We start from the raw sequence: 24,790 nt of genomic DNA, 5'->3' as shown, positions 1-24,790 counted from the left end.
TGTCGTGCCTGGTTCGGCGGTGGAGTACGGCGATCGACGGACGCGCCGCACCAGGAGGTGTTCTGGGGTCGATTGTGACACTATTACTGTCATGGTCAAGAGCGAGGGGCCGTCGGACGGTGTGACCCACGACGCATCCGGCGAGGACCCGGCACCGGATCTCCTCACCCTCGAGGAGCTCACCGCCCGGGTCGGCCTCACCGTGCGGACGGTCCGGTTCTACACCTCACGCGGCCTCGTCCCGCCGCCGATCCGCCGCGGCCGCTCCGGCTACTACTCGGCGGTCCACATCGCCCGGATCGAGCTGGTGCTGGAGCTGCAGAGCCACGGCTTCACGCTCTCCGCCATCGAGCGCTATGTCGCCGGCATCCCCGAGGACGCCACCCCCGAGGACATCGCCCTGGCGCGCACCATGCTCGCGCCCTGGCAGTCCGACCTGCCGGTCGAGATGGACCGCGCCCAGCTGGAGCAGAAGGCCGGCCGCGCCCTGTCCGCCGAGGACATCGCCACGCTGCAGGCGCTCGGCGTGCTCCGTCTGCGCGGGGCGTCCTACCTCGTCGCGAGCAACCAGCTCGCCATCGGGGTGCGGCTGCTCGAGCTCGGGTTCCCGCGCGAGGTCGCGGTCGCCGCGGCCGCGGTCTACCAGGAGCACGGCGAGCAGATGGCCAAGGAGCTCTACGAGGTCATCAACGACAAGCTCGCGCCGCTGTACGACGACGCGGCCACCTCCGGACACTTCCGCGAGATCATGGAGCGGCTCAAGCCGCTCTCGGTCGGCGGCCTCGTGACGGCGTACGAGGCCGCGGTCGCCCGTGCCGCGCGCTCCCCGCGCCGCTCACGCTGACCCGAGGCCGTCCGCCGGCTCTCCCGCGGCGAGCCCCGCGGCGAGCCCCGCGGCGAGCGCCGCGTCCAGGCGGGCGCGGAAGCGGCGCATCGGCGGGGCGTCCGGGAACATCAGGTCGGCGCCGTGGAACATCCGCGGCTCGACGTGGACCTCGACGGGGACGCCGGCCTCGGCGAGGCGGCGCCCGTAGGCGACGGTCTCGTCGCGGAACAGGTCGAGCTCGCCGACGCCGAGCCACGCCGGCGGGAGGCCGGTGAGGTCCCCGCGCCGGGAGGCGGCGGCGTACGGCGGCGCGTCGGAGCTGCGCGGGCGCCGGCCCAGGTAGGCGCGCCACGCGAACCGGTTGGAGCGCGGCGTCCACCCCACCCGACCGACGCCGCGCGCGGGGCGCCGCAGGGTCGTGCGGTCGTCGAGCATCGGGTACAGCAGGAGCTGCAGTGCGACGGGCACCTCGCCGCGGTCGAGCGCCAGCTGCGCGAGGGTCGCGGCCAGTCCCCCGCCCGCGCTCGCCCCGGCGATGCCGATCCGCGCGGGGTCCGCGCCCAGCTCGCCGGCCGCGGCATGCAGGAAGCGGAGCGCCGCATAGCAGTCCTCGAGCGCCGCCGGGCACGGGTGCTCGGGTGCCAGCCGGTAGTCGACCGCGACCACCACCAGGTCCAGCTCCGCCGCGAGGCGCCCGCACAGGCCGTGGTCGGCCGCCGCCGTCCCCGCGATCAGGCCGCCACCGTGCAGCCACAGCAGCGCCGCCCGCGGCACCGAGGCCGGGCGCGAGGGACGGTGGACGAAGATCCGTACGCCGTCGACGTCATGGGTCTCGACGTCGACCCCGGGCGCCGGCTCCGCCGTGTCCGGGTAGAGCCGGCGCAGCAGGGCCAGCTCGCGGCCGCTGCCGATGGAGAACGGCACGAACGCGTTCCACGGCCGCAGCTCCGGCGCCACCGCCAGGATCGACCGGCACCGCCGCGCCGTCATCACGACGGCCACGAGCGCCGTGCCTCCGGCCAGCCATCGCCGCATCCCGACTCCTCGCCCGTCGCGCCCGGAGTGCATTGTGCCCGAGATCGGCGTCGGCGGGTCGCGGAACGGCAGCTGTAACGATCTGTTCGGGCTCCTACCGCACCGGTCTACGGGTGCGGTAGTGACGAGGACAGGTAGTTACAGCTGCCTGGGTCAGCGCCGGCCGGAGCTGAAGTCCGCGGCGCTGTGGCCGCCACCACGGCCCGAGCCGCGCGAGCGCGACCGGTTGCGGTTGCCGCCGCCGGACTTCGCGCCGGCGGGCTGGGCACCGCCGGCGCTCGCGCCACCGCGGCGACCGGAGCCCTGACCGGCCGGCTTGGCCGCGCCGGCGCCCCGCGCCGCGGGCTTCTTGGCCGACGACCGACGCCGGCCGCCGCCGTTGCCGCCGCCGTTGCCGCCCTGGGGCGCCGCCGGGGTGAGGTCGATGCCGCCGGGGCGGGTCCGCTCGCCGGGGGCGAGGTCCTGCAGCACCGGGTGGTCGGGGCCCTGGACCCGGGTGGTGGTCGGGGTGATCCCGGCGGCCCGGGTCAGTGCCCGGACGTCGCCGCGCTGCTCACTCGTCATCAAGGTGATGACCGTGCCGGCGGCACCGGCGCGGGCCGTGCGGCCGGAGCGGTGCAGGTAGGCCTTGTGCTCGGCGGGCGGGTCGGCGTGGACGACCAGCGAGACGTCGTCCACGTGGATGCCGCGGGCCGCGATGTCGGTGGCGACCAGCGTGGTCGCCGTACCGCTGTGGAAGGCCTCCATGTTGCGGGTGCGGGCGCCCTGGCTCAGGTTGCCGTGCAGGTCGACGGCGGGCACGCCGTTCTTGTTGAGCTGGCGGGCCAGCGCCTTGGCGCCGTGCTTGGTGCGGGTGAAGACCACGGTGCGGCCGGGGGCGCTGACCAGGTCGAGCAGCACCGGCAGCCGCTGCTCCCGCTCGACATGGAGCACGTGGTGGTCCATCTTCGCGACCGGCGACTGGGCCGAGTCGGCCTCGTGCACGGCCGGCTCGCGCAGGTACCGCTTCACCAGGACGTCGATGGCGTTGTCGAGCGTCGCCGAGAACAGCATCCGCTGACCGCCCTTCGGCGTCTGGTCGAGGAGGCGGCGTACGGCGGGCAGGAAGCCGAGGTCCGCCATGTGGTCGGCCTCGTCGAGCACCGTGACGCGGACGTCGGCGAGGCTGCAGTGGCCCTGGCCGATCAGGTCCTCGAGCCGGCCGGGGCAGGCGATGAGGATGTCGACGCCGTCACGCAGCGCGGAGACCTGGGGGCCCTGCCCGACGCCGCCGAAGACGGTGGTGGTGCGCAGCCCGACGGCCGTCGCGAGCGGCGCGACGGTCGCCGCGATCTGGGAGGCGAGCTCGCGGGTCGGGGCCAGGACGAGCGCGCGCGGGCGCTTCGCGGCGGGCCGCCGCGGCGGGCCGTCGGCGATCAGCCGGGCGACGAGCGGCAGCCCGAAGGCGTAGGTCTTGCCGGAGCCGGTGCGGCCGCGGCCGAGGACGTCGCGGCCCTTCAGAGAGTCGGGCAGGGTGGCGGCCTGGATCGGCGTCGGGACGGTGATCCGGTCGGCGGCCAGGACGTCGAGCAGGGCGGTGGGCACGCCGAGGTCGGCGAAGGTGGTGGTCACGGTGTTTCTCTCCGGGGACCGCTGCGCGCAGGACGGCGCGATCCCCTCAGTGGGCGTCTCGCCGCGCTGCTCGTCCGGTGACGAGCGGTGGAGCGGTGCCTCGGGTGAGGGGCGCGGCCACGAGATGGTGCGGTGCGGTGCGCCGGGATCCGGGGCAAGACCGGCCGGATCTGTGCTCTCAGCCTAGGGGCTCACGCCACGGCGACGGGAATCGACGGGCCGAACCGCGACGTGGGATGTGACACGCCGACCCTCGTACCCGGCGTCAGTCCTCGAGCTGCACCGCCGCGCCCCGCTCGATCAGGCCGTCGACGTCCTGCACGCCCCACGCCGCGAGCGCCTCCCGGGTGTGCGCGCCGGCGCCGGGAGCGGGCGGGTGCGAGAGCGTGGCGCGGGTGCGCGAGAACCGCGGGGCGGGCTGCGGCTGGACGATCCCATCGTGCTCGACGAAGACCTCGCGACCCTTGATGTGCGCGTGGTGCGGCGCCTCGCTCATCCGCAGGATCGGTGCCACGCACGCGTCGGTGCCGTCGAAGATCGCGCACCACTCGTCGCGGGTCCTCTTCTTGAACGTCGTGGTGATCAGCTCGCGCAGCTCGTCGGTCCGGGCGAGGTCGAAGCGGTCCGGGGCGGAGTCCTTGATGCCCAGCAGCTCGACGAACAGCTCGTAGAACTGCGGCTCCAGCGCGCCGACCGACATGTGCTCGCCGTCGGCGGTCTCGTAGATGTCGTAGTACGGCGCGCCGCCGTCGAGCAGGTTGGCGACCCGCTCCTCCTTGAAGCCGCCGCCGGCCAGGAAGGCCGACGTCATGGCGTTGAGGTTGGCGGTCCCGTCGACGATCGCGGCGTCGACGACCTGGCCCTGCCCGGACGTCCGCGCCTCGAGGACCGCCGCCAGGATGCCGATGACGAGGTACGTCGACCCGCCGCCGAAGTCGCCCACGAGGTTGGTCGGGAACTGGGGCTTGTCCTTGACCTGGCCCAGCCCGTGCAGGGTGCCGGTGATGGCGATGTAGTTCATGTCGTGGCCGGCGGCCTGGGACCACGGGCCGTCCTGGCCCCAGCCGGTCATCCGGCCGTAGACCAGCCGCGGGTTGCGCGCGTGGCACTCCTCGGGGCCGAAGCCGAGCCGCTCCGCCACGCCCGGCCGCATCCCCTCGACGAGCACGTCGGCCTGCTCGACGAGGTCGAGGACGGTGGCGACCGCCTCGGGGTCCTTGAGGTTGAGGGCCACGCTCGGGCGGCCGCGGTTGAGCAGGTCGTGCGAGCCGCCGGTCAGCATCTGCCCGCCGGGCCGCTCCACGCGGATCACGTCGGCACCCAGGTCGGCCAGGATCATGCAGGCGTGCGGGCTCGGCCCGATGCCGGCGATCTCGACGACCTTGAGGCCCTGCAGCGGACCGGTTCCCTGACCCAGCGCGAACGTCATACCGCCGATCCTCGCACAACCGTGACACTTTTGCTGTCAGCTTCCGGCGATAGTCCCTGCCCAAAAGCACCGTTCTTCGATGCGAAACGGTGCTTTTGGGCAGGGACTATCGAACGGGGCGGAGATCTCTAGCCCGGATTGACGATGCGGGCCAGCTCGAAGTGCATCGGGTCGGTGTAGGCCCAGTCACCGCCCCAGGCGAAGCCCCACTTCTTGAAGATCGCGACCACGACCCGGTCCATCTGGCCGACGGTGCCGCGCTGGTTGCCGGGCACGTTGAGGTCGAGGGCCAGGCCGAAGGAGTGGTTGGACAGCTGCGTCGAGCCGGCGATGAAACGCGGGTAGTAGCAGCCGGCGTACTGGCGCGGGTCGATCTTGTCGCCCAGGCCGCTGGCCTGGATCTCGCCGAGGGCCGCCTTGAGCTGCGGCATCATGTACTTGTTGCAGGTGACCGTGCCGAGGATCGGCACCGCCTCGGTCACGATGTGGGCCTCCACCCACGCCGGGTCGGGCGCGATCCGGCCGCCGCCGATCGGCGTGTAGCGGAAGACGCCGACGGCGTCGCTGAACGCGCCGACGGGGATCGCCTGCTGATAGGTGCCGGGGTCGATGCCGCTCTGGGCGACGATGTCGAGGGCGTTGATGGAGAAGCGGGTCGCTCCGAAGGCCTTCTCGATCTTCTCCCGCACCACCTGCGGCGAGGAGATGCCGGTGTTGATCAGCACCGCGTTGTCCTCGGGCAGCCCGAGCTCCTCGCCCCACCTGCTGTTGACGACGGCGTCGATGCCGTCGACCCCGCCGGGTGACCACGAGCCGACGTGGATCTTGCGCTCCTCGACGTCGAGGTAGCCGTCGCCGTCGATCGGCAGGTCCTGCTGCAGCCGGTCGGCGACCGCGATCTCGCCGCCCGCCACCCGGTCCCACTGCGGCTGGAACGGGGCCGCGTCGGGGCCGGTGAAGCGCCGGTACTCACCGGGGTCGACGGCGGCGATGTTGAAGAGCTTGTTCTCCACCGAGAACTGGCCGTAGGAGAGCTGCGTATACGCCGCCACGCCGGGCTTGCCCCGCACGGTGACCCCGGTGATGGTGGCGAGGTCCTCCGCCGAGATGGTGTCCTCGGCGACGAGGAGCAGGTCGTCGCCGTACTGCTTGCCGTCGAAGGCGCCCGGCGGGTCGACCGCGTGCTCGGGGTCGGCGACGGCCGCGGTCGGCGCGGCGGAGGTGCTGGCCGCCGCCTCGCTGGGGTCGGCCTTCGTCTCCTTCTCGGCGCCCTTCTCCGCGGAGCCGCAGGCGGTGAGCGCGAGGAGGGCAGCACCGGCCGCGATCCCGACCGTCGATCGGGCCCCCAGGGCGCGTCGCACCAACCCCATGGTCCCTTCCCTCCGCCGGTCCGCCCGGCAGTCCTCCCGAGGCGAGGGTAGTACCTCGCCCCTCAACGCAGGACGTGTTCGGCGATCCAGGCGATGTCGTCGGCGGTGCGCGCCGGCGCGGCGGAGGGCTGCATGACGTGGCTGAGCACCAGCCGCACCACCATGTCGATGCTCGCCTCGAGCCGGTCCGGAGCGAGCTTCACGTCGTACGCCGCCACGCGGTCGGCGACGACGAGCTTGGCGCCCTCCAGGAGGTGGTCGGCGTGGGTGGTCAGCAGCGGGAGCAGCTCGGTGTCGGCGCCGTGGGTGGCGGAGACGACGGCGTGCAGGAGGGCGTTGTCCTCGGCGTACTTGAGCACGCGGCGCGCCGAGTCGCGGATCGCGGCGATCAGGTCGTCGGGGTTCTCGTCGAAGGAGCGGGTCACGCCGGCGAGGAAGCGGTCGAGCTCGCGCAGCACCATCGCCTCGGCGAGGTCGCTCTTGGTGCCGATCTCGTTGTAGACGGTCTGCCGGCTGACGCCGACCTCGTCGGCCAGGCGCGCCATCGTCACCTTCGCCCACCCGACCGTGGTGGTGAGCCCCACCGCCGCCTCGATCAGGCGGTCGCGCAGGGTCGGGGTGGCCACGCCGGTCAGCGTAGCCACCCGCTCCACCAGCGCTCGCGACCGCTCGGCGAGGAGGGACATCGCGGCCCGACTCACCCCTCGAGCGTCAGCGCGAGCACCGGGCAGGCCTGCACCGCGGCGTACACGTGGGCCCGGTCGTCCTCGGGCGGCGTCTCGTCGAGGATGACGACCTTGTCCTCGTCCTCGTCCACCTCGAAGTAGTCGTTGGCCATCGCCTCGCACATGCCGAGGCCCTCGCACTTGTCGATGTCGACGGAGATCTTCACGGCACTAGGCTCCGATCTTCTCGGGGTCGAAGGGGATGAAGTCGATCTTCTCGCGAACGCCGCAGTCGGGGCAGCACCAGTCGTCCGGGATGTCGGCCCAGGCCGTGCCCGCGGCGAAGCCCTCGTGCTCGTCGCCCGCGGCGACCTCGTAGACATAGCCGCAGCCCGGGCAGCGCGCGGCGAGCACCTCGCCGACGTACTGCTGCGCGAACAGGTCGTCGGTCTTGAGCCGGTGCTGGTCCGGCGGCGGGAACTTCGCGAGGTACGCCGCCTCCTTGCCCGGCTTGATGTTGGCGAGCGTGACGTCGCCGTCGAGATGGTCGACGACCCGGCGGTCCATCACCCGGCGCCACAGCGGCGGGATGAGGGCGAGGTCGATCATGCCGGCGTACCCGGTCGGCAGGGCGGGGGACTCCTTGAAGTCGCGCAGCGTCTGGTAGCGCCGGGTCGGGTTGGCGTGGTGGTCGCTGTGGCGCTGCAGGTGGTAGAGGAAGACGTTGGTCACGATGTTGTTGGAGTTCCACGAGTGCATGGGCAGGACTCGCTCGTAGCGCTGCTTCTCGCCGACCTTCTGCCGCTTCATGCCGTAGTGCTCGAGGTAGTTGACGATCTCCAGCAGGGAGAAGCCGAGCACCATCTGGATGAGCAGGTAGGGGATGGTCGCCGGACCGAAGAGCGCGATCACCGCACCGAAGAGGACCAGCGACATCAGCCAGGCGTTGAGGACGTCGTTGCCGAGGTGGAAGGGGTGCGTCTTCTTGCGCTGGTAGCGCTTCGCCTCCAGGCTCCAGGCGCTCTTCAGCGAGCCCGAGACCGTGCGGAACCAGAAGGTGTAGAAGCTCTCGCCGAGCCGGCTGGACGCCGGATCCTCGGGCGTCGCGACCCGGACGTGGTGGCCGCGGTTGTGCTCGATGTAGAAGTGGCCGTAGAACGACGGCGCGAGCGCGATCTTCGAGAGCCAGCGCTCGACCGACTCCTTCTTGTGGCCCAGCTCGTGCGCGGTGTTGATGCCGATGCCGCTGATCATGCCGAGCGAGATGGCGATGCCGATCTTGTCCACGACCGACAGGTCGAAGTCACGCACCAGGTCGGCGCTGAGGGTCGACGCCAGCCAGTCCTTGATGCCGACGAGGTCGGCGGTGGCCGCGATCGGGTTGATGTCGACGACCATGGCCATCACGCCGAAGAACGCGAGGTACTGGATCGGCAGGTACATGAAGACGACCCACCGGTAGTACTTGTCGTTCTCGAGCTCCTCGATCACGTCGTCGGGCGGGTTGGTCGGATCGAGCCCGGCGAGCAGGTCGAGGATCGGGATGATGCCGAAGACCAGGATCGGACCGATCCACAGCACCCACTGCCAGCCGAGCTCGGCGTACACGACGAACGCGATGATGGCGAAGCCCGGGATCAGCAGTCCCAGCAGCCACAGATAGCGCTTCTTGTCCTTCCACCGCTCGGTCGAGCCCTCGGGAACGGTGGCGCCCACGGTCGGTCCGGTCATCGTCCTGCCTCCTCGTGATCGGCATCACTGCCGTTTGACACGACGGTAGGACTTGTAAAGCAGTTTGACAAGGGGGCGTGAGTTGTAAAGTGGTCGGCGTCACACCTGTCGGGCGGGAATCACCGGTCGACCGGCGATTCCTGCAGCGCCCGCACCGGCAGCCGCTCGAACCCCCGCAGCACCCGCGTGCCGCGACGCTCGGCCCGGCCGGCGACGTGGAGATCGGGGAAGCGCTCGTAGAGCGCGCGCAGCGCGACGGCGGTCTCGAGCCGCGCCAGGCTGGCTCCGAGGCAGAAGTGCACGCCGGCCGAGAACCCCAGGTGCTGGTCGGCGTTCGGCCGGGTGACGTCGAAGGCCGCCGGATCGGTGAAGACCGCGGGGTCGCGGTTCGCGCCGCCGAGGTAGAGCAGGATCCCGTGGCCGGGCTCGAACGTCTTGCCGGCCACCTCGGTCTCGCGCAGCGCGATCCGCAGGGTCAGCTGGACCGGCGACTGGTGGCGCAGCACCTCGTCGACCGCGTTGCCCCAGCCGTCGGGGTTCTCCCGCAGCCAGCGCAGCTGGTCGGGGTGCTCGTCGAGCAGCGCGACGGCGTTGCCGATGAGGTTCACCGTGGTCTCGAAGCCCGCCGCCAGCACCAGCAGGCCGACCTGGTGCAGCTCGACCGGGTCGAGGCGGTCCTCCCCCTCGAGCAGCGTGAGCTGGCTGATCAGGTCGTCGCCCGGCTCGGCCGTGATCCGCTCGACGTGGCCGCGGAACCAGGTGTGCATCTCGCGCAGCGCCCGCTCCGCCCGGCGGAACTCGCGCCAGGAGAGACCGGGATCGAGGGTCACCGCGGCCTCGTTGCCGAGCGCGAGGAGGCGGCCCCGGTCCTGCTCGGGTACGCCGAGCAGGTCGGCGATCACGGTGACCGGCAGCTGCGAGGCGTAGCTCTCGATGAGGTCGAAGTCATCGGCCCCGGCCAGCTCGTCGAGCAGCTCGCGGGCGACGGCGTCGACCCGGTCGCCCATCCGGCCGACCTTGCGGGCGGTGAAGGCGCGAGCGACCTGCTTGCGGTAGCGCGTGTGCAGCGGCGGGTCGACCGCCAGCATCGACGGCGGGTCCACCGGGCCCAGTGTGTCGGGGTCGATCACCTTGTGGTGGAGCCACTGCAGCGGCTTCGGCAGCTCGCCTTGGCCACCGGCGGTGCCGAACGCGTCGCTGCGCAGCACCTCGTTGCACACCGCGTGGTCGACGCTCGCGGAGATCAGGTCGTTGGCGGCGATCCGGCCACGGGCGCGCAGCTGCTCGTACGCCGGGAAGGGATCCACCCGCAGGCCCGGGTCCATCACCATCCGGCTGATCAGGTCGCCCCGGCGGGCGCCCCGCTGGATGAGCGCGCGCTGGAGGCCGTGCGCCAGCACCCAGGAGGCGAAGGAGCGCGGCAGGTCGACCGAGCGCGCGAGATCAGGCGACCGCATGCGACGTACCCAACCCCTCGCCGGAGCCCGTGTCCAGCGCCTGCCGCTCGGACTCGTCCAACACGCGCAGGACCCCGCGGGCGCGCTCGGCCAGCCGCCGGCGCTGCTCCTCGAGCACCCGCTCCGGGAGGTGGGTGTCGAGCTGGGTGCTGACGGCGAGGCGCCAGCGGTAGCGCAGGGCGGCCCGCAGGCCGTCGCGGTCGCCGAACAGCTCGGCGAGCTCGGCGGTCCAGGGCAGCTCGGGCCGATCGGCCGCACCCAGCTCCTGCTCGACGGCCCGCAGCGCCTGCCAGCGGCGATGGGTCTCGGTCCAGGTCATCGTCCTCACCGACCTCTCTGTCGTGGGGTGCGAGGTGATGGGTCGACCGTAGGCGGCCGGGCCCGCGCCGGGCATCGGCCGACGGCAGGCACCCGGACTCCTACCAGGGGAGGAGCCGGCCGACCTCCCGCCGCGGGATGACCGGCCGCCGCGCGCTCCCTACGCTGGTGGTCATGCTGCGCTGGCTGCGCGCCGGGATCGAGGAGAACCTCGACCGGCACCAGATCCTCTACCCCTGGTGGGTGCCCCTGGCGTCCCACCTCGGGCAGGTGACCTCGGTGGTCGTCAGCCTCGCCCTGCGCGACGCGCTCTGGCCGCTCGACCCGCTGCTGATCTGCCTGCCGCTGGTGATGGTCTCGCCGCTCATCCAGTTCCGCACGCACCGCTGGCTGCCGTGGTGGGCCGACAGCGCGGGCAGCGTCGTGGCGGCGGCACTGCTGCTCTCCCGCCCGCCGGAGGGCGTCCTCGACCTGGCGCCCGCCCTCCTCGCCCTCGCCACCGCCGAGATCACCGCCCGCGACGGGCTGCGCGAGGGTCTCGCGGTCGCCGCGGTCGGCCAGCTGGTGCTGATCGGTGCGGCCGTCCGCCCCGGGCTCACCGGTGCGCCGCTCTACACCTTCGAGCTGGTCCTGGGCTTCGTCATCGGCGCGATGCTGCTGTGGCAGATGCGGGCCCTGATCGCCGAGCGGCGGGCCCGTGAGCAGGCCTGGGACCGCGCGACGACGGCCGAGCGGGAGCGGATCGCCCGCGAGATCCACGACCTCGTCGCCCACTCGCTGAGCGTCTCGCTGCTCCAGATCACCGGCGCCCGGCACGCGCTGCGCGACGTACGCGAGGCGTCGGGGCCGGAGGACACCGCGGACGCGGTCGCCGAGGTCGACGCCGCGCTCGCCGACGCCGAGCAGGTCGGCCGGCGCGCCATGGGCGACATCCGGCGCGCCGTGAGCGCCCTGGCCGACGGCGCGGCCGAGCGCCACGCCCTGCCCACCGGCGGCGACATCGCCGCGCTGGTGCGGGAGATGGCCGACGCCGGCCTCGCCGTGGAGTACGACGAGCAGGGTGATCCCGCCGCGCTGCCGGCCGCCGCCGGGCTCGGCCTCTACCGGATCGCGCAGGAGTCGCTGGCCAATGTGGTCAAGCATGCCGGCGCCGACGCGCGGGTGCGGGTGCGGTTCTCGGTCACCGGGGCCCGGGCCCGGCTCCGGATCACGAACCCGCTGCCCGCCGGGCGGCGCCGCCCCGACGGACTGGGCTCGGGCCTGGCCGGCATGCAGGCCCGGGCGGCCCAGCTCGGCGCCCGGCTCGACGCCGGGCCCGCGGGCGGCGAGTGGGTCGTCGACGTACGACTGGGCGGGCCGGCGCGGCCCGGCCTCGAACTGCCCTGCGGGCACACCCTGTGGAAGGCGGAGACCGCATGAGCGGCCCGTCCCGGACCGACCCCGTGCTGCGGGTCGTGCTCGTCGACGACCAGGAGCTGGTGCGCTCCGGACTGCGCCGGATCCTGCGCCGGCGCGACGGCTTCGAGATCGTCGCGGAGTGCGCCGACGGCGGCGAGGTGCCCGGCGTCCTCGGCGGTCTCGGGCCCGCGGGGGTGGACGTGGTCGTGATGGACCTGCGGATGCGCCGCGTCGACGGGATCACCGCCACCCGGGCGGTCGTCGAGTCCGACGGCCCGCCGGTGCTGGTGCTGACGACCTTCGACGACGACGAGATGCTGTCCGGCGCGCTGCGCGCGGGCGCGGCGGGCTTCCTGCTCAAGGACTCCTCGGCCGACGACCTGATCCGCGCGGTGCGCACGGTCGCCCAGGGCGGCAGCTGGCTCGACCCGGCGGTCACCGGCCGGGTCCTCGACCGCTTCCGCAGCTTCGCCCCCGCTCCGGTCACGGTGGCCCCCGGGGCGGTCGACCCGTTGACGGCCCGTGAACTGGAGGTCCTCCGGGCGATGGCGCTGGGGCGTAGCAACGGCGAGATCGCCGCCGAGCTGGTCATCTCCGAGCTCACCGTGAAGAGCCACGTCGGCCGGATCTTCACCAAGCTCGGCCTACGGGACCGACCGGCCGCCATCGTGTACGCCTACGACCACGGGCTGGTCGCTCCCCAGCGCCCCTGAGCGACGGTTCAACTACCGAATTTGTCGCGCTGACGCGGGCTGGACGACAATTCCGGTAGTTGAACCGCGACGAGATCAGGCCGGGGCGGAGTCGTCCAGCTCGCCCGCGACCGTGCCGTCGGCGGCCTTGCCGACCGACTTCTTGATCAGCGACTCCAGGTCGAGGCCGGTCGAGGTCTTCAGCATCTGCAGGGTCTGGGTGACGTTGTCGGTGACCTGCTTGGGCAGCGCGCCGGCGCCGTCGGTGGAGAGGACGGTGAGCTGGTCGATCGCGCTGATGGGGGCGGCGACCTCCTTGGCGATCTGCGGGAGCACCTCGATCAGCATCTGCAGCACCGCCGCGTCGTTGTAGTGGGCGAACGCCTCGGCGCGCTTGTCCATCGCCTCCGCCTCGGCCTGCCCGATCGCAAGCGTCGCCGCGGCCTGCGCCTCACCCTCGGCCCGGGTGGCGTCGGCCTCGGCCAGACGGCGACCCTTCTCGGCCTCACCGCGCTTGAGACCCTCGATCGCCTCGGCCTCGGCGAGCGCCGCGCGCCGGGCCTTCTCGGCCTCACCACTGAGCTTGGTCTCCTCCGCCTTCGCCTGCGCGGCGGCGATGGTCGCGGCCTTGCGGGCGTCGGCGCCCGCGATCTCGGCGGTACGCCGCGCCTCGGCCTCCTGCTCGACGCGGTAGCGCTCGGCGTCGGCGGGCTTGCGGACCTGGGTCTCGAGCTGGCGCTCGGTCAGCGCGGCCTGCTGGACGGCGACCTTCTCCTGCTCGGCGAGGATCGCCTGGTCGCGCTCGGCCTGGGCCAGCGGACCGGAGGCGGCCGCCTGCGCAGAGGCGGCGTCGGTCTCGGCCTTGATCTCGGCCTGCTTCAGCGCGAGCGTGCGCTGGGCGATCGCGATCTCCTGCTCGGCGGCGATCTGAGCCTGCTCGGCCGCCTGCCGGGCGTTGGCCTCGGCGATGGCCGCGGCCTGCTGGATGCGCGCGGCCTCGGGCCGACCGAGGTCGGCGAGGTAGGTGCCGTCGTCGGTCACGTCCTGGATCTGGAAGGCGTCGAGGATCAGGCCCTGGCCGGTCAGCGAGGACTCCGACTCGTCGGCGACCCGCTGCGCGAAGGCGGCGCGGTCGCGGATGATCTGCTCGACGGTCAGGCCACCGACGATCGAGCGGAGCGCGCCGGCGAGCACCTCCTGGGTGAACGGCTCGATGTCGGCCTGCTGCGAGAGGAAGCGCTGCGCGGCCAGGCGGATCTGGTCGGCGTTGCCGCCGACCTTGACGATCGCGACGCCGTCGAGGTTGAGCTTGATGCCCTGCCCGGACACGGCACCGCGGATCTGCACGGAGATCCGGCGGCTGGACAGGTCCATCGTGGCCTGCTTCTGCACGAACGGGATCACGAAGACGCCGCCGCCGAGCACGACCTTCTGGCCGGAGAGGTCGGTGGTGAGCTCCCCGGTCTCCGGGTTGATCACCGCCTTGCCCTTGCGGCCGGTGATGATGAACGCCTGGTTGGGTCCGGCCACCTTGTAGCGGCTGGTGACCAGCAGCACCAGCAGGACGAATAGGACGACGATGCCGGCGATCGGCACCAGGACATCGGTGTTCACAGCGATGACTTCCGTTCTTCGGAGGGGATGGGAGAGGCAGGAGCGGGGAGGCCGCGGGTCACGGCCGCCAGATCTCGGTGACGCTCACGGCGGTCGGGGACAGCACGCCGGTCACGTTGACCTCGGTGCCGGCCTCGATGGGCTGGAGGGCGGAGGCGTTGAGGCGCATCGGGTGTCCCCCGACGACGACCCGCACGACGCCGTACCCCTCACCGGGGATGTCGGTGACGACCGTCGCGACTCGTCCGACGCTGTCGCTGATCGACACGGTGCCGTCGCTGGGGCCGTCCTTGAGCAGGCGCGTCAGCCACCAGGCGAACCAGCCGACGACCAGGCCGCTGCCCGCGCCAATGGCGAGCGAGACCGGAAGCGGCAGTCCGGCCCCGTCGGAGGCCGCGCCGCCGAACCCGAAGGCGGAGACGAAGCCGCCGATGACGGCGGAGGAGATCCAGTCGGCCTCGAGGGCGTCGAACATGCCGTCGAGGAGGTCGCCCGCGAGCAGGGACACCGCGAGCAGGACGAGCCCGGCGATGCCGAGGACGAGGAAGACGGTCACGGATGCTCCGGGGAAGGGGACGGGTCCTGGATCGTATCCGGCGGGCCGTGCGTCAAACCGCGGATCCGTCGCCGTCGACCAGACGGGCCAGGCCGTCGAGGATCAGGTCGAGGCCGAAGGCGAACTCCTCGCGGTAGTCGTAGTCGGGCAGCAGCGCGTGGTCGGCGATCAGCTCGGCGAGATGCGGATAGGCGCCGTCGGGCATCGCCTCCGCGATCCCGGCGGCCACGGCCTCGACCTCGTCCGGCGCCTGGAAGGGCAGGTTCACCTCCGTGATCACGAAGCCGTAGACATAGGCGTCGACGACCGAGAAGGCATGGGCGGCGTCGGCGAGGGAGAAGCCGCCGCGGCGCAGCGCGCCGAGGACGGTGTCGAGGTGCCGGAGCAGCGCAGCCCCCGGCGCGCGGCGGGACTCGATCAGGCCGACGCCCCAGGGGTGCGCGGCCAGCCGGGCGCGGGCCGAGACCGAGCGGCGGCGGATCGCCGCGCGCCAGGGCTCGTCGTCCTCGGGCAGGTCGATGCCGTCGAACACCCAGTCCACGAGGGCGTCGAGCAACGCCTCCTTGTTGGCGATGTGGTGGTACAGCGACATCGCCTCGACGCCCAGCTCCTTGCCCACGTTGCGCATGCTCACCGCGCCGATGCCGCTGCGGTCGGCGACCGTGACCGCCGCCGCGACGATGCGCTCGGGGGTGAGGGGGGTGCGGGAGCCGGCCATGGCCGGCACTTTACAGCCGTAAGGCCGGGGTCTACTCTCCTTACATGCGTAAGGTGGATTCTGAGGACGGCACCGCGACCCGGCGGATCTGCATCGTCGGCGGCTCCGGGAAGCTCGGCCGCTATCTCGTCCAGCACTGCCTCGATCGGGGGTACGACGTGGTGGCGGTGTGCCGCGAGAAGAGCGTCGGCAAGCTGGCCCACGTCGCCGACCGGATCACGATCGTGGCGGGAGCGACAGACGACCGGTCCGTGATCGCCCGCGCCGTCGCGGGCTGCGACGGCGTACTCACGGTCCTGGTCCCGTTCGGCGTGCGCGGCTATGCCAGTGGCACCGCCCAGGCCGTGCTCGACCACGCCGAGCCCGGTGCCCGCCTGGTCTTCTGCTGCGGCTGGCACGTCGCGCGTGACGCGCGGGATCGCTACTCCCGCCGGTTCCGCGCGACGGTCCGCGCGGTCACGATCGTCGCGCGACTGATCCGGTTCGCCGACATCGACGACCAGGTCGAGGCGGGTCGGCGCATCTTCGCCAGCGACACCCGCTGGACCCTGGTCCGGGGCAGTGACCTGGAGGAGGGGCCGTCCGAGGGGCTCCCGGTCTGGGCCCGCCACGTCGGCGATCCCCTGCTGGAGAGCAACCTGACCCGCCGTACCGACTTCGCGCTGTTCATGGTCGCGGCCCTCGACGACGAGGAGCTGGTCGGGGAGGCGCCCGCGATCGTCGGCTGCCGGAGCGAGTCCGCCCGACGTCACCGCGCGGCGTGACGGTCGTCACAAAGTTGCACCAGCGACGCAGGAAGTGCAAAGATGCACTCCATGCCCGAGCTGTGCAGTCCCAACCGCCGTGAGGCGAAGCGCATCCAGACCGCGCTCCGGCTCCAGCAGTGCGGCCTGCGGCTGACGCTCGAGAAGGGCTTCGACGGCTGGACGATCGACGACCTCGCGGTGGCGGCCGACGTGTCGCGCCGGACCGTGTTCAACTACTTCGACGGCAAGGCCGACATCGTCCTCGGGCCCGGCATCGAGGTGGACCCGGCGAAGGTGGACGCCTTCGTCGCGGGAGGACCGACCGGACGGCTCTTCGACGACCTGATCGCCCTCGCGCACGAGGCGGTCCGCGACCGCGGCGACGAGCAGCTGATCTCGCTGCTCCGCGACGCGGTCATCACCGACACCCGCTTGCTCGCCCTGGTCCACACCCGCCTCGAGGAGGCGGCGAGCGGCTTCGTGGAGTGCGTGCGCCAGCGGGAGGGCGACGACTTCCCGCCGCAGCAGTCCCGGCTGCTGCTCAAGCTGCTGCTCTCCTTCTTCGACAACGCCCTGGACCGGATCGCCGAGGATCCGAGCCGGACCTTCGCCGAGCACTTCGACGCGACGATCGCCGACGCCCGCAGCGCTCTCGCCTGACTCCCGTCCGCCCGCCGCCTGATCCGCCCGATCCGCCCGATCCGCCTGATCCGCCTGATCCGCCGACTCACCCGACTCACCCGCTCCACCAGCAGCACCCTTCCCTCACCCCGACCTGCGCCGGAGACCCCGGTCGCAGTCCGTCCCACCAGGAGACCTGACATGGCCCGCCTGCTCTACCGCATCGGCTCGACCGCCTATCGGCGGTGGCCGTTCTTCATCGCCGGATGGCTGCTGCTCGCCGTCATCGTCGGCAGCCTCGCCGCCGCCTTCTCCAAGCCGATGACCGACTCCTTCTCCATCCCGGGCATCCCCTCGGAGAAGGCGGCCGACATCCAGCAGGAGCTGTTCCCCGAGTCGGGCGACGCGTTCGACGACGCGTCGGTCAACGTCGTGGTCGCGGCGCCCGAGGGCCACACCCTTGAGGAGCCGCGCTACCAGGCCGCGATCCAGCAGCTGATCGAGAAGGTGCCCTCGCTGCCGCAGACCGGCGCCGAGAACCCGGGCCTCGTCGCCCCCGCCGCGGCGCCCGAGGGCATGCCCGCGGCGTTCGCGACCCTCTCCGACGACGGCCGGATCGGCACGATGACGTTCGAGTGGGACGTCGACTCGCCGGCCGACCTGAAGACCACGTCGGTCGAGGAGCTCGAGGACCTGCTCAGCGACACCACCGATGAGACCGGCCTGATCGCCGAGGCCAACGGTCCCGGCATGGCCGTGATGGCCCCGCCCGGCGGCACCGCCGAGCTGATCGGCCTCGGCATCGCCCTGATCGTCCTCGTGCTCACCTTCGGCTCGCTGATGGCCGCCGGCATGCCGCTGCTCAACGCGGTCTTCGGTGTCGGCCTCGGCATGGTCGGCATCACCGCGATGACGGCGGTCATGGACATCGGCTCCAGCACCCCGATGCTGGCCACGATGATCGGCCTCGCGGTGGGCATCGACTACACCCTGTTCATCCTGGCCCGCTACCGCACCGAGCTGCACCACACCGACGACCGCGCCCACGCGGCCGGCATCGCCGTCGGTACGGCGGGCTCGGCGGTCGTCTTCGCCGGCCTGACCGTGCTCATCGCCCTGTCCGCGCTGGCCGTCGTCCAGATCCCGTTCCTCACCGCCATGGGTCTGGCGGCCGCGGCGACCGTGCTGATCGCGGTGCTGGTCGCACTGACCCTGCTGCCCGCGCTGCTCGGCCTGACGAAGTCGAAGGCCTTCGCCGGCCGGGTCCGTCGCTACGACCCGAAGCGGGACGAGCACGGCCGGATCGACAACAACGGCGTCCGCTGGGCGCGCATGCTGGCCAAGGCGCCGGTCGCCTGGGTGCTCGGTGTCGTCGTCCTGCTCGGTGCGCTGGCCGCGCCGATCACGCAGATGTACCTCGCGTTCCCGACCGACAGCACCGCGCCGACCGACACCACGCAGCGCCAGGCGTCGGACCTGATGACCGAGGCCTTCGGCCCGGGTCGCGAGGGTCCGCTGCTGGTGGTGGTCGACGGTCGCGACATCGCGAACGACGAGAGCCGGCAGGCCGCCTTCGACGAGGTCGTGGCCTGGGCCGCGGGCCAGGACGACGTCGAGAGCGCCGACCTGGTCGCCACCAACGCCCCGCTCGGGGAGGACGGCGCCCCGACGGGGACCGGCACCGGCGCGATGATCCAGATCGTGCCCTCCTCCGGCCCCGACGAGCCCGAGACCCTCGACCTGCTCGAGGCGCTGCGCGACGGCCAGGGCGCGATCGAGGACCGGACGGACACCGTCGTCGGCGTCACCGGCCTGACCGCGATCACGACCGACGTCTCGGACCGCCTCAACGGGGCACTGCCGGTCTACCTCGCGGTGGTCATCGGCCTCGCGTTCATCCTGCTGGTGCTGGTGTTCCGCTCGATCCTGGTGCCGCTGACCGCCACCCTGGGCTTCCTGCTCTCGGTGCTGGCCACGCTCGGGGCGACGGTCGCGATCTTCCAGGAGGGCGCGCTCGGCCTGTTCGAGGGCCAGCCGATCGTGAGCTTCATGCCGATCTTCCTGATCGGCGTGGTGTTCGGCCTGGCGATGGACTACCAGGTGTTCCTGGTGACCCGGATGCGCGAGGCGCACGTCCACGGGCTGCCGATGCACGAGGCCGTCGTCGACGGCTTCCGCAACAGCGCCCGGGTCGTCACCGCCGCGGCCTCGATCATGATCGCGGTGTTCTCCGGGTTCATCCTCGAGGACGACGCCGTGGTCAAGTCGATGGGCTTCGCGCTCGCCGCCTCGATCGTCTTCGACGCCTTCATCGTCCGGATGGTGCTCATCCCGTCGGTGCTCTACCTGCTCGGCGACAAGGCCTGGTGGCTGCCGGCCTGGCTGGACCGGATCCTGCCGAACGTCGACGTGGAGGGCGAGTCGCTCGAGCGGGACTCGGCCCCGGTCCACGTCAGCGACGACGACCTCGACGAGGACAAGCAGCTGGCCGGCGTCTGACCGACCCGTCGCATCTGAACACCGCACAGCCACCGACCCGGCGCGTTTGAACGCGCCGGGTCGGTGGCTTCCGGGAATGGCGCGGGCGGTTGGCCGGCGCGGCTTCATCACGGGATGTAGGTGGACCGCCACTTCTGTAGCGGAGCTCCGCTACAGAAGGGACAGTTGGCCTACATCCCGTGATGAATCCGCCCCCAGGGAGTCAGCCGAGGGCCTTCTCGATGTCGCCGGAGATCTTGGCGGGCTCGGTGGTGGGGGCGTAGCGGTCGAGCACCCGGCCGTCGCGACCGAGCAGGAACTTCGTGAAGTTCCACTTGATCGCGCCGCCGATCAACCCGCCGTGCTCCTTCTTCAGCCACTGGAAGAGCGGGTGGGCGTCCTTGCCGTTGACGTCGACCTTGGCGAACATTGGGAACGAGACGCCGTAGTTGCGCTCGCAGAAGGCGGCGATCTCGTCGTCCGTACCGGGCTCCTGGTGCGCGAACTGGTCGCACGGGAAGCCGAGGACGGCGAAGCCGCGCTCGCCGTAGCTGTCGTACAGCTCCTGCAGGCCCTGGTACTGCGGCGTGAATCCGCACTTCGAGGCCGTGTTGACGACGAGCACGACCGAGCCGTCGTACGACGACAGGTCGACCTCGCGGCCGTCGATCGCGGTGGCCTTGAAATCGTGGAGGGACGTCATGCCCGCAGTCTGGCACGCAACACGCGCGCCTGCAGGAGGACGAAGCAGCCCACCACGACGGCCTGGGCGCCGACCCATCCGCGACCGAGCGGGTCGAGGTCGAGCACGCCGGTGAGTGCGACGTCCAGGGAGGCGACGACCCACAGGGCATTGGTGACGACGATCGTCCAGCCGACGCGGGCCGAGCGCGGGGACCGGGCGTAGAGGGCGACGCCGGCGGCGTAGGCCAGCAGGAAGGCGCCGATGCCGCGCCAGAGGCCGGGCTCGCCGCCGAGCAGGTCGGCGAGCGGTCCGGCGGCGGCGAGGTAGACGAGACCGTTGGCGCCGGTGACGACGGCGTCGGCGCCGAACCAGAGGCGGCGGGGCGCGAGGTCCGCGGGACGGGCGAGGGAGTGGTCGAGCGTGGTGGTCATGGTGTCCTCCTCGGTGGGTTCGTACCTGAACCCTCGCCCCGCCGGGGGTCGGTCGGCCATGACCTGTGAGGTCATGCCGGGGCCGACCGCCCCGGAACACGCCGGCAGCGTGTCACTCGGGCCGCGCCACCGTCGGACCCGACGGCACCGCCCCGGGCCAGGCCTGGCCCCAACGGGTGAACGCGGTCTCCTCGAGCGGCCGGCGGCGGCGGATCCGGTGGTCCCGCTCCGCGTCGCGCTCGGGTACGTCGGCCGGGTCGCCCCGCCGGCCGACCGCGATCGCCGCGACCACCCGCGCGTGCGCCGGGACGCCGAGCTCGGCCGCGACCGCGTCGTGGTCGAAACCGGCGAACTGGTGGGCGTGCAGACCCATCGCGCGCGCCTGCAGGGTGAGGTGGGCGGACGCCTGGCCCACGTCGTGGGTCGGGATCGTCGGATCCCCCGGCTCCTCGCCCTCCTCGGCCAGCACGGCGACCGAGACGAGCACCACCGAGGCCCGCGGCACCCAGCCGGAGTTGCCGCGCGACAGGTGCCGGACCACCACCTCGTGCGAGGCGCTGCCGCGGACGGCCACGAGATAGCGCCATGGCTGCCGGTTGCCGGCGCTCGGTGCCCACTGGGCCGCCTCGAGCAGCCGGGTGAGCTGCTCGTCGTCGAGCACGTGGCGGTCGTCGAAGACGCTCGGGCTCCAGCGCGATCGCAGCGGCTCGGAGATGTCGACCGGGTTCATGGGTCGAGTATCGCGGCCGCGCGGCCGGTGCTTCTCAGCCACCCGCCGCGAGGAGAGGCGGCGTCCGCGTCTCGTACTCGGCCACTGCCAGCTCGCCGGCGCGCTTGATGTGGGCGGTGCAGGCCGCGCGGGCGTCGGCCGGGACCCGGCGCACGGCCGCGGCGTCGACGATGCGCCGCAGCTCGTCGAGCGAGAGCCGGACCCGCTCGTCGTCGGTGAAGGCGAAGTGGCGGAAGATGCCGATGCGCAGGTGGATCCGCTCGAGGTTCTCGCGGAGCACCTCGTTGTCGGCCCCGGTCAGCATCCGCTCGTAGAACTCGTCCTTGAGCGCCACCCGGGTGGCCAGGTCACCGGGCAGGAAGTCGCGGTCCATCCGCTCGAGGTGGGCGATCAGTCCCCGGGCGTGCTCGTCGGTGGCCCGCTCGGCGAAGCACTCCCCCATCAGGCCCTCGAGACAGGCGCGCACCTCGTACATGGCGATGATGTCGCAGCGGGTGAGCAGCGTGACGATCGCGCCCCGGTTGGGCAGCAGCGTGATCAGCCCCTCGGACTCGAGCTGCCGCAGCGCCTCGCGCACGACCGTGCGGGACACGCCGTAGCGCTCGCACAGCATCGGCTCGGCCAGCCGCTGTCCGGGCCGCAGCTCGAGCTGGACGATGTCCTGGCGGACGGCCCGGACCACCTCCTGGCGGACGGGTGCGGCCGGCACCGTGATCATCGCTGTCCTCCCCAAGGTGACGACCCACACCGGCGGGCCTTGATCGTATGACGGTATGACGATTATGGTGACGGTCGTCACGGCTGTCCATCTCGGACCGCGCCACCCGCTCCGAACGCGGAGGCCGGACGCCTGGACGCAGCGAGATAGGAGGCTGTCGTGCCGGATCAGCCCGCACCCGACGCGCTGGCGGCGGCCAAGGACGCGGTGCTCAACGAGCCCGCCGGGTCCGCCGTGCCTGCGCCCGCCCTGATCGACTCGTGGCGCCGCTCCCGTGACGCCCTCGGCGTACCCTCCAACGTGCGCGACGTCCCCCACGTCGGCGAGGAGCTCCTCGACGCCCACCTGCTCGAGATGATGCGCAGCCCGCTGCAGCGCTTCGCCGACACCCTCGACGGCACCGGCCTGGGCCTGCTGCTCTCCGACGCCAACGGCCGGATCCTGGAGCGCTGGGTGGCGGACCGGACCGCGAGCGCCCACTTCGACAAGGTCGGCACCTTCCGGGGCTCGGTGCTCTCGGAGGACTCGGTCGGCACCAACGGCGTCGGCACCGCCCTCGCCACGCGAAGCCTGGTCCAGGTCCGCGGGGCGGAGCACTTCGCCGACTTCTACCAGCGCGCGGTGTGCACCGGTGCCCCGCTGCTGCACCCGATCACCGGCTCGCTGCTGGGGTCGGTGACCCTCTCCTCCGACATCAGCCCCGGCACCGCGCTGATCCGCCCCCTGCTCCAGACGATCGTGGAGCGACTGCGCCAGCACATCCTCGACGTGGAGACCCCGGCGTCGCGCCAGGTCCTCGAGGGCTTCATCGAGGCCGTACGCCGCTACTCCGAGCCGGTCGTCGCCCTCGGGCACAACGGCCTGGTCATCCAGAACGCGCTGGCCAGCAAGCTGAGCCCCGCCCAGCTCCAGGAGATCCAGGAGGCCTGCCGGGAGGCCGGCGCGCCGCAGGGCCTCCCGACCCGGGTGACGACCGAGAGCCTCCACCTGCAGCTGACCACCCTCGCCGACGACAACCACGTCGCGGTGGTGCTCGAGACACCCCGGCAGGGGCGCGTCGCCGCCCGGAGCGCGACGCCGGCGGCGGCGCCGAGCCTCGGCCTGGTCGGCCGTACGCCGGAGTGGCTCGCGGTGCTGCAGCAGGTCGCGCGCGCCCGGGACGAGGACGGCCCCCTCGTCCTCGCCGGCGAACCCGGCACCGGCAAGATGTCGATAGCGGTCGGGCACCCGTGGAGCTCGACCGGGTCCGCCCCGGCGGAGCCCTCGGACGTCGTGGTCGACGCGGCGGAGAGTCACGTCGTCGGGACCCAGGCCTGGTTGGCGGGGATCGCCCAGCACCTCACCGGGTCGCGGCGCCTGGTGGTGCACGGCGCCGAGACGCTCGACCGCGCCGCCCTGGCCGGGCTCCGGTCGCTCCTCGCCCACGCCGACGAGGCGCCTGCGGTCGTGGTCACCGTGTCTGCCGGCGAGCCTGCCGAGGCCGAGGAGCTCGCCGTCCGTCTCGGTGGGGGCCGGGTGGTCTGGGTCCCACCCCTGCGCGAGCGCGCGGCCGACCTGCCCGAGCTGTGGAACTCCTTCGCCCGGGTGCACGCACCCGGCGCCGGGATGGTGTTGCGCCCCGAGGCGCTCAACCTGCTCCGCGGCCACGACTGGACCGGCAATCTCACCGAGCTGCGCCTGCTGGTCTCCCGCCTCGCGCAGTCCGGCAAGACGGGGCCGGTCGGCATCGCCGACCTGCCCGCGGCGCTGCGTGAGAGCGCCCCCGGCCTGACCCTGATCGAGCAGGTCGAGGTCCGCGCCCTCCGCCAGGCCCTCCAGGAGGCCGGCGGCAACCGGGCCCGCGCCGCCGAGATCCTCGGCGTCTCACGGGCCACGGTCTACCGCAAGATGAAGTCCTACCGACTCATCGGCTGACGGCAGGACCCGAGCACCCCCGTCACGCCGGCAGCGCCGCGGTCCGGTCGGTGACGCGACGGCGCCACGCCGCGACGGCCATCGGCGCCAGCACCCGCCCGAGGACGACGAGGAGCAGCACCACCGCCTGCGCGATGAGCTGGCGCGAGTCCGACCAGCCGAGCGCCCGCAGCAGCTGGCCCAGCTGGGTGAGGAACAAGGCGGCGACGCCGGACGCCACCACGCTGGCCACCCCACCGGTGAGAGCGGTGCCGCCGAGGACGACTGCGGCCACGGTCGGCAGCAGGTAGGAGTCGCCCAGGAAGAGCGGCGGGGTCTTGGTGTATCCGGCGAGCAGCACCCCGGCGACGCCGTAGCACGCGCCGGCGCTCGCGTAGGCGAGCAGCTGGTAGCGCTCGACCCGGACCCCGATCACCTCGGCCGCGCGAGGACTCACCCCGACCGCGGTCAGCCGCCGCCCACCGGTCGATCGACCGATCACCAGACCGACGACGCCGACGACGAGGACCGCGACCAGCACCGTGTTCGGTACGCCGAGGGTACGGTCGAGCGCGAACTGGTTGAGTGCCGGGGCCGCGCCCGCCGGCGTACCGTCCGCGACGGCGAACACGACGCCGAGCAGCACCGCGTTGAGGCCGAGAGTCGCGATCAGCGGGATCACCGCGAACCGGGTGACCAGCACTCCGGTGACCAGGCCGGCGACGGCCGGACCGAGTGCGCCCGCGACGACGGCGAGGGCCAGCGGCCAGCCGTGCTGCTGGGGCAGGGCGGTGCAGAGCACCGCGCCCAGCGCGATCATCCCGGGCACGGACAGGTCCAGGCCGCGCTGCTGGACGACGAGGGTCTGCCCGGCCGCGGCGATCGCCAGGACCGCGGCGAACGGCAGCATGCTCAGCAGCGGCGCCGAGCCGAGGCTGCCGGGGGCGACCACGGGCGACACCGCGAACAGCAGGACCGTGGCGACGGCGATGGTGGTCGGTCCCGCGGTGAGGAGCCGGCGCCCCAGGTCGCGGACCGCCGGGGTCGATGAGGGGGTGATGTCCATGC

The 24,790-nt window shown here is 72.6% G+C and carries 24 protein-coding genes; 7 read left to right on the top strand and 17 right to left on the bottom strand.

Annotation, left to right across the window (positions count from 1 at the left end; all coding sequences use genetic code 11):
* Positions 1-91: 91 nt before the first annotated feature.
* Entirely contained in the window at positions 92-844 is a 753-nt protein-coding gene (locus ACPZVR_RS16640; protein ID WP_436700726.1) for a MerR family transcriptional regulator, read from the top strand.
* Here ACPZVR_RS16640 and ACPZVR_RS16635 read toward each other — a convergent pair.
* The 9 genes from ACPZVR_RS16635 to ACPZVR_RS16595 form a co-directional block, all read right to left on the bottom strand.
* On the bottom strand, positions 836-1,861 hold the full coding sequence (locus ACPZVR_RS16635; protein ID WP_436700725.1) for an alpha/beta hydrolase: 1,026 nt from the start codon (positions 1,859-1,861) through the stop codon (positions 836-838). The two genes, ACPZVR_RS16640 and ACPZVR_RS16635, sit on opposite strands and share 9 nt — an antisense overlap.
* A gap of 153 nt (positions 1,862-2,014) precedes the next feature.
* Complete coding sequence (locus ACPZVR_RS16630; RefSeq protein WP_436700724.1) at positions 2,015-3,472, bottom strand: DEAD/DEAH box helicase; 1,458 nt, start codon at positions 3,470-3,472, stop codon at positions 2,015-2,017.
* 265 nt (positions 3,473-3,737) lie between these two features.
* Complete coding sequence (locus ACPZVR_RS16625) at positions 3,738-4,901, bottom strand: CaiB/BaiF CoA transferase family protein (protein WP_436700723.1); 1,164 nt, start codon at positions 4,899-4,901, stop codon at positions 3,738-3,740.
* Positions 4,902-5,029: 128 nt separating this feature from the next.
* The gene (locus ACPZVR_RS16620) at positions 5,030-6,271 is read right to left on the bottom strand and encodes a M15 family metallopeptidase (RefSeq protein WP_436700722.1); all 1,242 of its coding nucleotides are present in this window, start codon (positions 6,269-6,271) and stop codon (positions 5,030-5,032) included.
* A 62-nt stretch (positions 6,272-6,333) separates the two neighbouring features.
* Positions 6,334-6,897 (bottom strand): TetR/AcrR family transcriptional regulator, encoded by a 564-nt coding sequence (locus ACPZVR_RS16615; RefSeq protein WP_436700721.1) that lies wholly within the window; start codon positions 6,895-6,897, stop codon positions 6,334-6,336.
* A 71-nt stretch (positions 6,898-6,968) separates the two neighbouring features.
* Positions 6,969-7,163 (bottom strand): ferredoxin, encoded by a 195-nt coding sequence (locus ACPZVR_RS16610; protein ID WP_436700720.1) that lies wholly within the window; start codon positions 7,161-7,163, stop codon positions 6,969-6,971.
* Between the two features lie 4 nt (positions 7,164-7,167).
* On the bottom strand, positions 7,168-8,667 hold the full coding sequence (locus ACPZVR_RS16605; RefSeq protein ID WP_436700719.1) for a fatty acid desaturase: 1,500 nt from the start codon (positions 8,665-8,667) through the stop codon (positions 7,168-7,170).
* 119 nt (positions 8,668-8,786) lie between these two features.
* Positions 8,787-10,124, bottom strand: coding sequence for a cytochrome P450 (locus ACPZVR_RS16600; protein WP_436700718.1), 1,338 nt, complete (start codon positions 10,122-10,124; stop codon positions 8,787-8,789).
* The gene (locus ACPZVR_RS16595; RefSeq protein ID WP_436700717.1) at positions 10,111-10,443 is read right to left on the bottom strand and encodes a hypothetical protein; all 333 of its coding nucleotides are present in this window, start codon (positions 10,441-10,443) and stop codon (positions 10,111-10,113) included. The genes ACPZVR_RS16600 and ACPZVR_RS16595 overlap by 14 nt, the downstream gene beginning before the upstream one ends.
* A gap of 173 nt (positions 10,444-10,616) precedes the next feature.
* On the opposite strand from ACPZVR_RS16595, the gene ACPZVR_RS16590 reads away from it, so the two are divergent.
* Positions 10,617-11,861: a sensor histidine kinase gene (locus tag ACPZVR_RS16590; protein ID WP_436700716.1), complete on the top strand. Its 1,245-nt coding sequence runs from the start codon at positions 10,617-10,619 to the stop codon at positions 11,859-11,861.
* A complete protein-coding gene (locus ACPZVR_RS16585; RefSeq protein WP_436700715.1) occupies positions 11,858-12,553 on the top strand; it encodes a response regulator transcription factor in 696 nt (231 codons plus the stop codon). Before ACPZVR_RS16590 ends, ACPZVR_RS16585 begins: the two co-directional genes overlap by 4 nt.
* Positions 12,554-12,628: 75 nt before the next feature.
* Here ACPZVR_RS16585 and ACPZVR_RS16580 read toward each other — a convergent pair whose 3' ends face one another.
* The 3 genes from ACPZVR_RS16580 to ACPZVR_RS16570 are packed head-to-tail and all read right to left on the bottom strand — an operon-like array spanning position 12,629 to position 15,420.
* Positions 12,629-14,146: a flotillin family protein gene (locus ACPZVR_RS16580; protein WP_436700714.1), complete on the bottom strand. Its 1,518-nt coding sequence runs from the start codon at positions 14,144-14,146 to the stop codon at positions 12,629-12,631.
* A 58-nt stretch (positions 14,147-14,204) separates the two neighbouring features.
* A complete protein-coding gene (locus ACPZVR_RS16575) occupies positions 14,205-14,702 on the bottom strand; it encodes an NfeD C-terminal domain-containing protein (RefSeq protein ID WP_436700713.1) in 498 nt (165 codons plus the stop codon).
* Positions 14,703-14,754: 52 nt separating this feature from the next.
* Positions 14,755-15,420, bottom strand: coding sequence for a TetR/AcrR family transcriptional regulator (locus tag ACPZVR_RS16570; RefSeq protein WP_436700712.1), 666 nt, complete (start codon positions 15,418-15,420; stop codon positions 14,755-14,757).
* 44 nt (positions 15,421-15,464) lie between these two features.
* Here ACPZVR_RS16570 and ACPZVR_RS16565 point away from each other — a divergent pair, with 44 nt between their 5' ends.
* The 3 genes from ACPZVR_RS16565 to ACPZVR_RS16555 all read left to right on the top strand — a co-directional run bounded on the left by ACPZVR_RS16565 (position 15,465) and on the right by ACPZVR_RS16555 (position 19,286).
* On the top strand, positions 15,465-16,184 hold the full coding sequence (locus tag ACPZVR_RS16565) for an NAD(P)-dependent oxidoreductase (protein ID WP_436700711.1): 720 nt from the start codon (positions 15,465-15,467) through the stop codon (positions 16,182-16,184).
* Positions 16,185-16,226: 42 nt separating this feature from the next.
* Complete coding sequence (locus ACPZVR_RS16560; protein WP_436700710.1) at positions 16,227-16,826, top strand: TetR/AcrR family transcriptional regulator; 600 nt, start codon at positions 16,227-16,229, stop codon at positions 16,824-16,826.
* 162 nt (positions 16,827-16,988) lie between these two features.
* Positions 16,989-19,286: an MMPL family transporter gene (locus ACPZVR_RS16555; RefSeq protein WP_436700709.1), complete on the top strand. Its 2,298-nt coding sequence runs from the start codon at positions 16,989-16,991 to the stop codon at positions 19,284-19,286.
* Between the two features lie 202 nt (positions 19,287-19,488).
* Here ACPZVR_RS16555 and ACPZVR_RS16550 read toward each other — a convergent pair whose 3' ends face one another.
* The 4 genes from ACPZVR_RS16550 to ACPZVR_RS16535 form a co-directional block, all read right to left on the bottom strand.
* Positions 19,489-19,968, bottom strand: a complete 480-nt coding sequence (locus ACPZVR_RS16550) for a glutathione peroxidase (RefSeq protein ID WP_436700708.1) — start codon at positions 19,966-19,968, stop codon at positions 19,489-19,491.
* Positions 19,965-20,381, bottom strand: a complete 417-nt coding sequence (locus tag ACPZVR_RS16545; RefSeq protein WP_436700707.1) for a hypothetical protein — start codon at positions 20,379-20,381, stop codon at positions 19,965-19,967. The genes ACPZVR_RS16550 and ACPZVR_RS16545 overlap by 4 nt, the downstream gene beginning before the upstream one ends.
* A 112-nt stretch (positions 20,382-20,493) precedes the next feature.
* A complete protein-coding gene (locus tag ACPZVR_RS16540) occupies positions 20,494-21,111 on the bottom strand; it encodes a nitroreductase family protein (protein WP_436700706.1) in 618 nt (205 codons plus the stop codon).
* Positions 21,112-21,145: 34 nt separating this feature from the next.
* Positions 21,146-21,829, bottom strand: coding sequence for a GntR family transcriptional regulator (locus tag ACPZVR_RS16535; protein ID WP_436700705.1), 684 nt, complete (start codon positions 21,827-21,829; stop codon positions 21,146-21,148).
* A 159-nt stretch (positions 21,830-21,988) separates the two neighbouring features.
* Between ACPZVR_RS16535 and ACPZVR_RS16530 the strand changes: the two genes are divergently transcribed.
* A complete protein-coding gene (locus ACPZVR_RS16530) occupies positions 21,989-23,743 on the top strand; it encodes a sigma-54-dependent Fis family transcriptional regulator (protein ID WP_436700704.1) in 1,755 nt (584 codons plus the stop codon).
* A gap of 22 nt (positions 23,744-23,765) precedes the next feature.
* Here ACPZVR_RS16530 and ACPZVR_RS16525 read toward each other — a convergent pair whose 3' ends face one another.
* Complete coding sequence (locus tag ACPZVR_RS16525; protein ID WP_436700703.1) at positions 23,766-24,788, bottom strand: ABC transporter permease; 1,023 nt, start codon at positions 24,786-24,788, stop codon at positions 23,766-23,768.
* Between the last annotated feature and the right edge of the window lie 2 nt (positions 24,789-24,790).

Source organism: Nocardioides segetis (assembly GCF_051390595.1).
Classification (GTDB): Bacteria; Actinomycetota; Actinomycetes; order Propionibacteriales; family Nocardioidaceae; genus Nocardioides.
Note: the sequence above shows the minus strand (reverse complement) of the source record. Positions and strands in the feature narration are given on the sequence as shown.

What these genes read in the sequence shown, in the direction of transcription:
- ACPZVR_RS16640 (WP_436700726.1), top strand. Translation starts at nt 92, where the DNA reads ATGGTCAAGAGCGAGGGGCCGTCGGACGGTGTGACCCACGACGCATCC.
- ACPZVR_RS16635 (WP_436700725.1), bottom strand. Translation starts at nt 1,861, where the DNA reads ATGCGGCGATGGCTGGCCGGAGGCACGGCGCTCGTGGCCGTCGTGATG.
- ACPZVR_RS16625 (WP_436700723.1), bottom strand. Translation starts at nt 4,901, where the DNA reads ATGACGTTCGCGCTGGGTCAGGGAACCGGTCCGCTGCAGGGCCTCAAG.
- ACPZVR_RS16620 (WP_436700722.1), bottom strand. Translation starts at nt 6,271, where the DNA reads ATGGGGTTGGTGCGACGCGCCCTGGGGGCCCGATCGACGGTCGGGATC.
- ACPZVR_RS16605 (WP_436700719.1), bottom strand. Translation starts at nt 8,667, where the DNA reads ATGACCGGACCGACCGTGGGCGCCACCGTTCCCGAGGGCTCGACCGAG.
- ACPZVR_RS16600 (WP_436700718.1), bottom strand. Translation starts at nt 10,124, where the DNA reads ATGCGGTCGCCTGATCTCGCGCGCTCGGTCGACCTGCCGCGCTCCTTC.
- ACPZVR_RS16595 (WP_436700717.1), bottom strand. Translation starts at nt 10,443, where the DNA reads ATGACCTGGACCGAGACCCATCGCCGCTGGCAGGCGCTGCGGGCCGTC.
- ACPZVR_RS16590 (WP_436700716.1), top strand. Translation starts at nt 10,617, where the DNA reads ATGCTGCGCTGGCTGCGCGCCGGGATCGAGGAGAACCTCGACCGGCAC.
- ACPZVR_RS16585 (WP_436700715.1), top strand. Translation starts at nt 11,858, where the DNA reads ATGAGCGGCCCGTCCCGGACCGACCCCGTGCTGCGGGTCGTGCTCGTC.
- ACPZVR_RS16570 (WP_436700712.1), bottom strand. Translation starts at nt 15,420, where the DNA reads ATGGCCGGCTCCCGCACCCCCCTCACCCCCGAGCGCATCGTCGCGGCG.
- ACPZVR_RS16565 (WP_436700711.1), top strand. Translation starts at nt 15,465, where the DNA reads ATGCGTAAGGTGGATTCTGAGGACGGCACCGCGACCCGGCGGATCTGC.
- ACPZVR_RS16560 (WP_436700710.1), top strand. Translation starts at nt 16,227, where the DNA reads ATGCACTCCATGCCCGAGCTGTGCAGTCCCAACCGCCGTGAGGCGAAG.
- ACPZVR_RS16555 (WP_436700709.1), top strand. Translation starts at nt 16,989, where the DNA reads ATGGCCCGCCTGCTCTACCGCATCGGCTCGACCGCCTATCGGCGGTGG.
- ACPZVR_RS16550 (WP_436700708.1), bottom strand. Translation starts at nt 19,968, where the DNA reads ATGACGTCCCTCCACGATTTCAAGGCCACCGCGATCGACGGCCGCGAG.
- ACPZVR_RS16545 (WP_436700707.1), bottom strand. Translation starts at nt 20,381, where the DNA reads ATGACCACCACGCTCGACCACTCCCTCGCCCGTCCCGCGGACCTCGCG.
- ACPZVR_RS16540 (WP_436700706.1), bottom strand. Translation starts at nt 21,111, where the DNA reads ATGAACCCGGTCGACATCTCCGAGCCGCTGCGATCGCGCTGGAGCCCG.
- ACPZVR_RS16535 (WP_436700705.1), bottom strand. Translation starts at nt 21,829, where the DNA reads ATGATCACGGTGCCGGCCGCACCCGTCCGCCAGGAGGTGGTCCGGGCC.
- ACPZVR_RS16525 (WP_436700703.1), bottom strand. Translation starts at nt 24,788, where the DNA reads ATGGACATCACCCCCTCATCGACCCCGGCGGTCCGCGACCTGGGGCGC.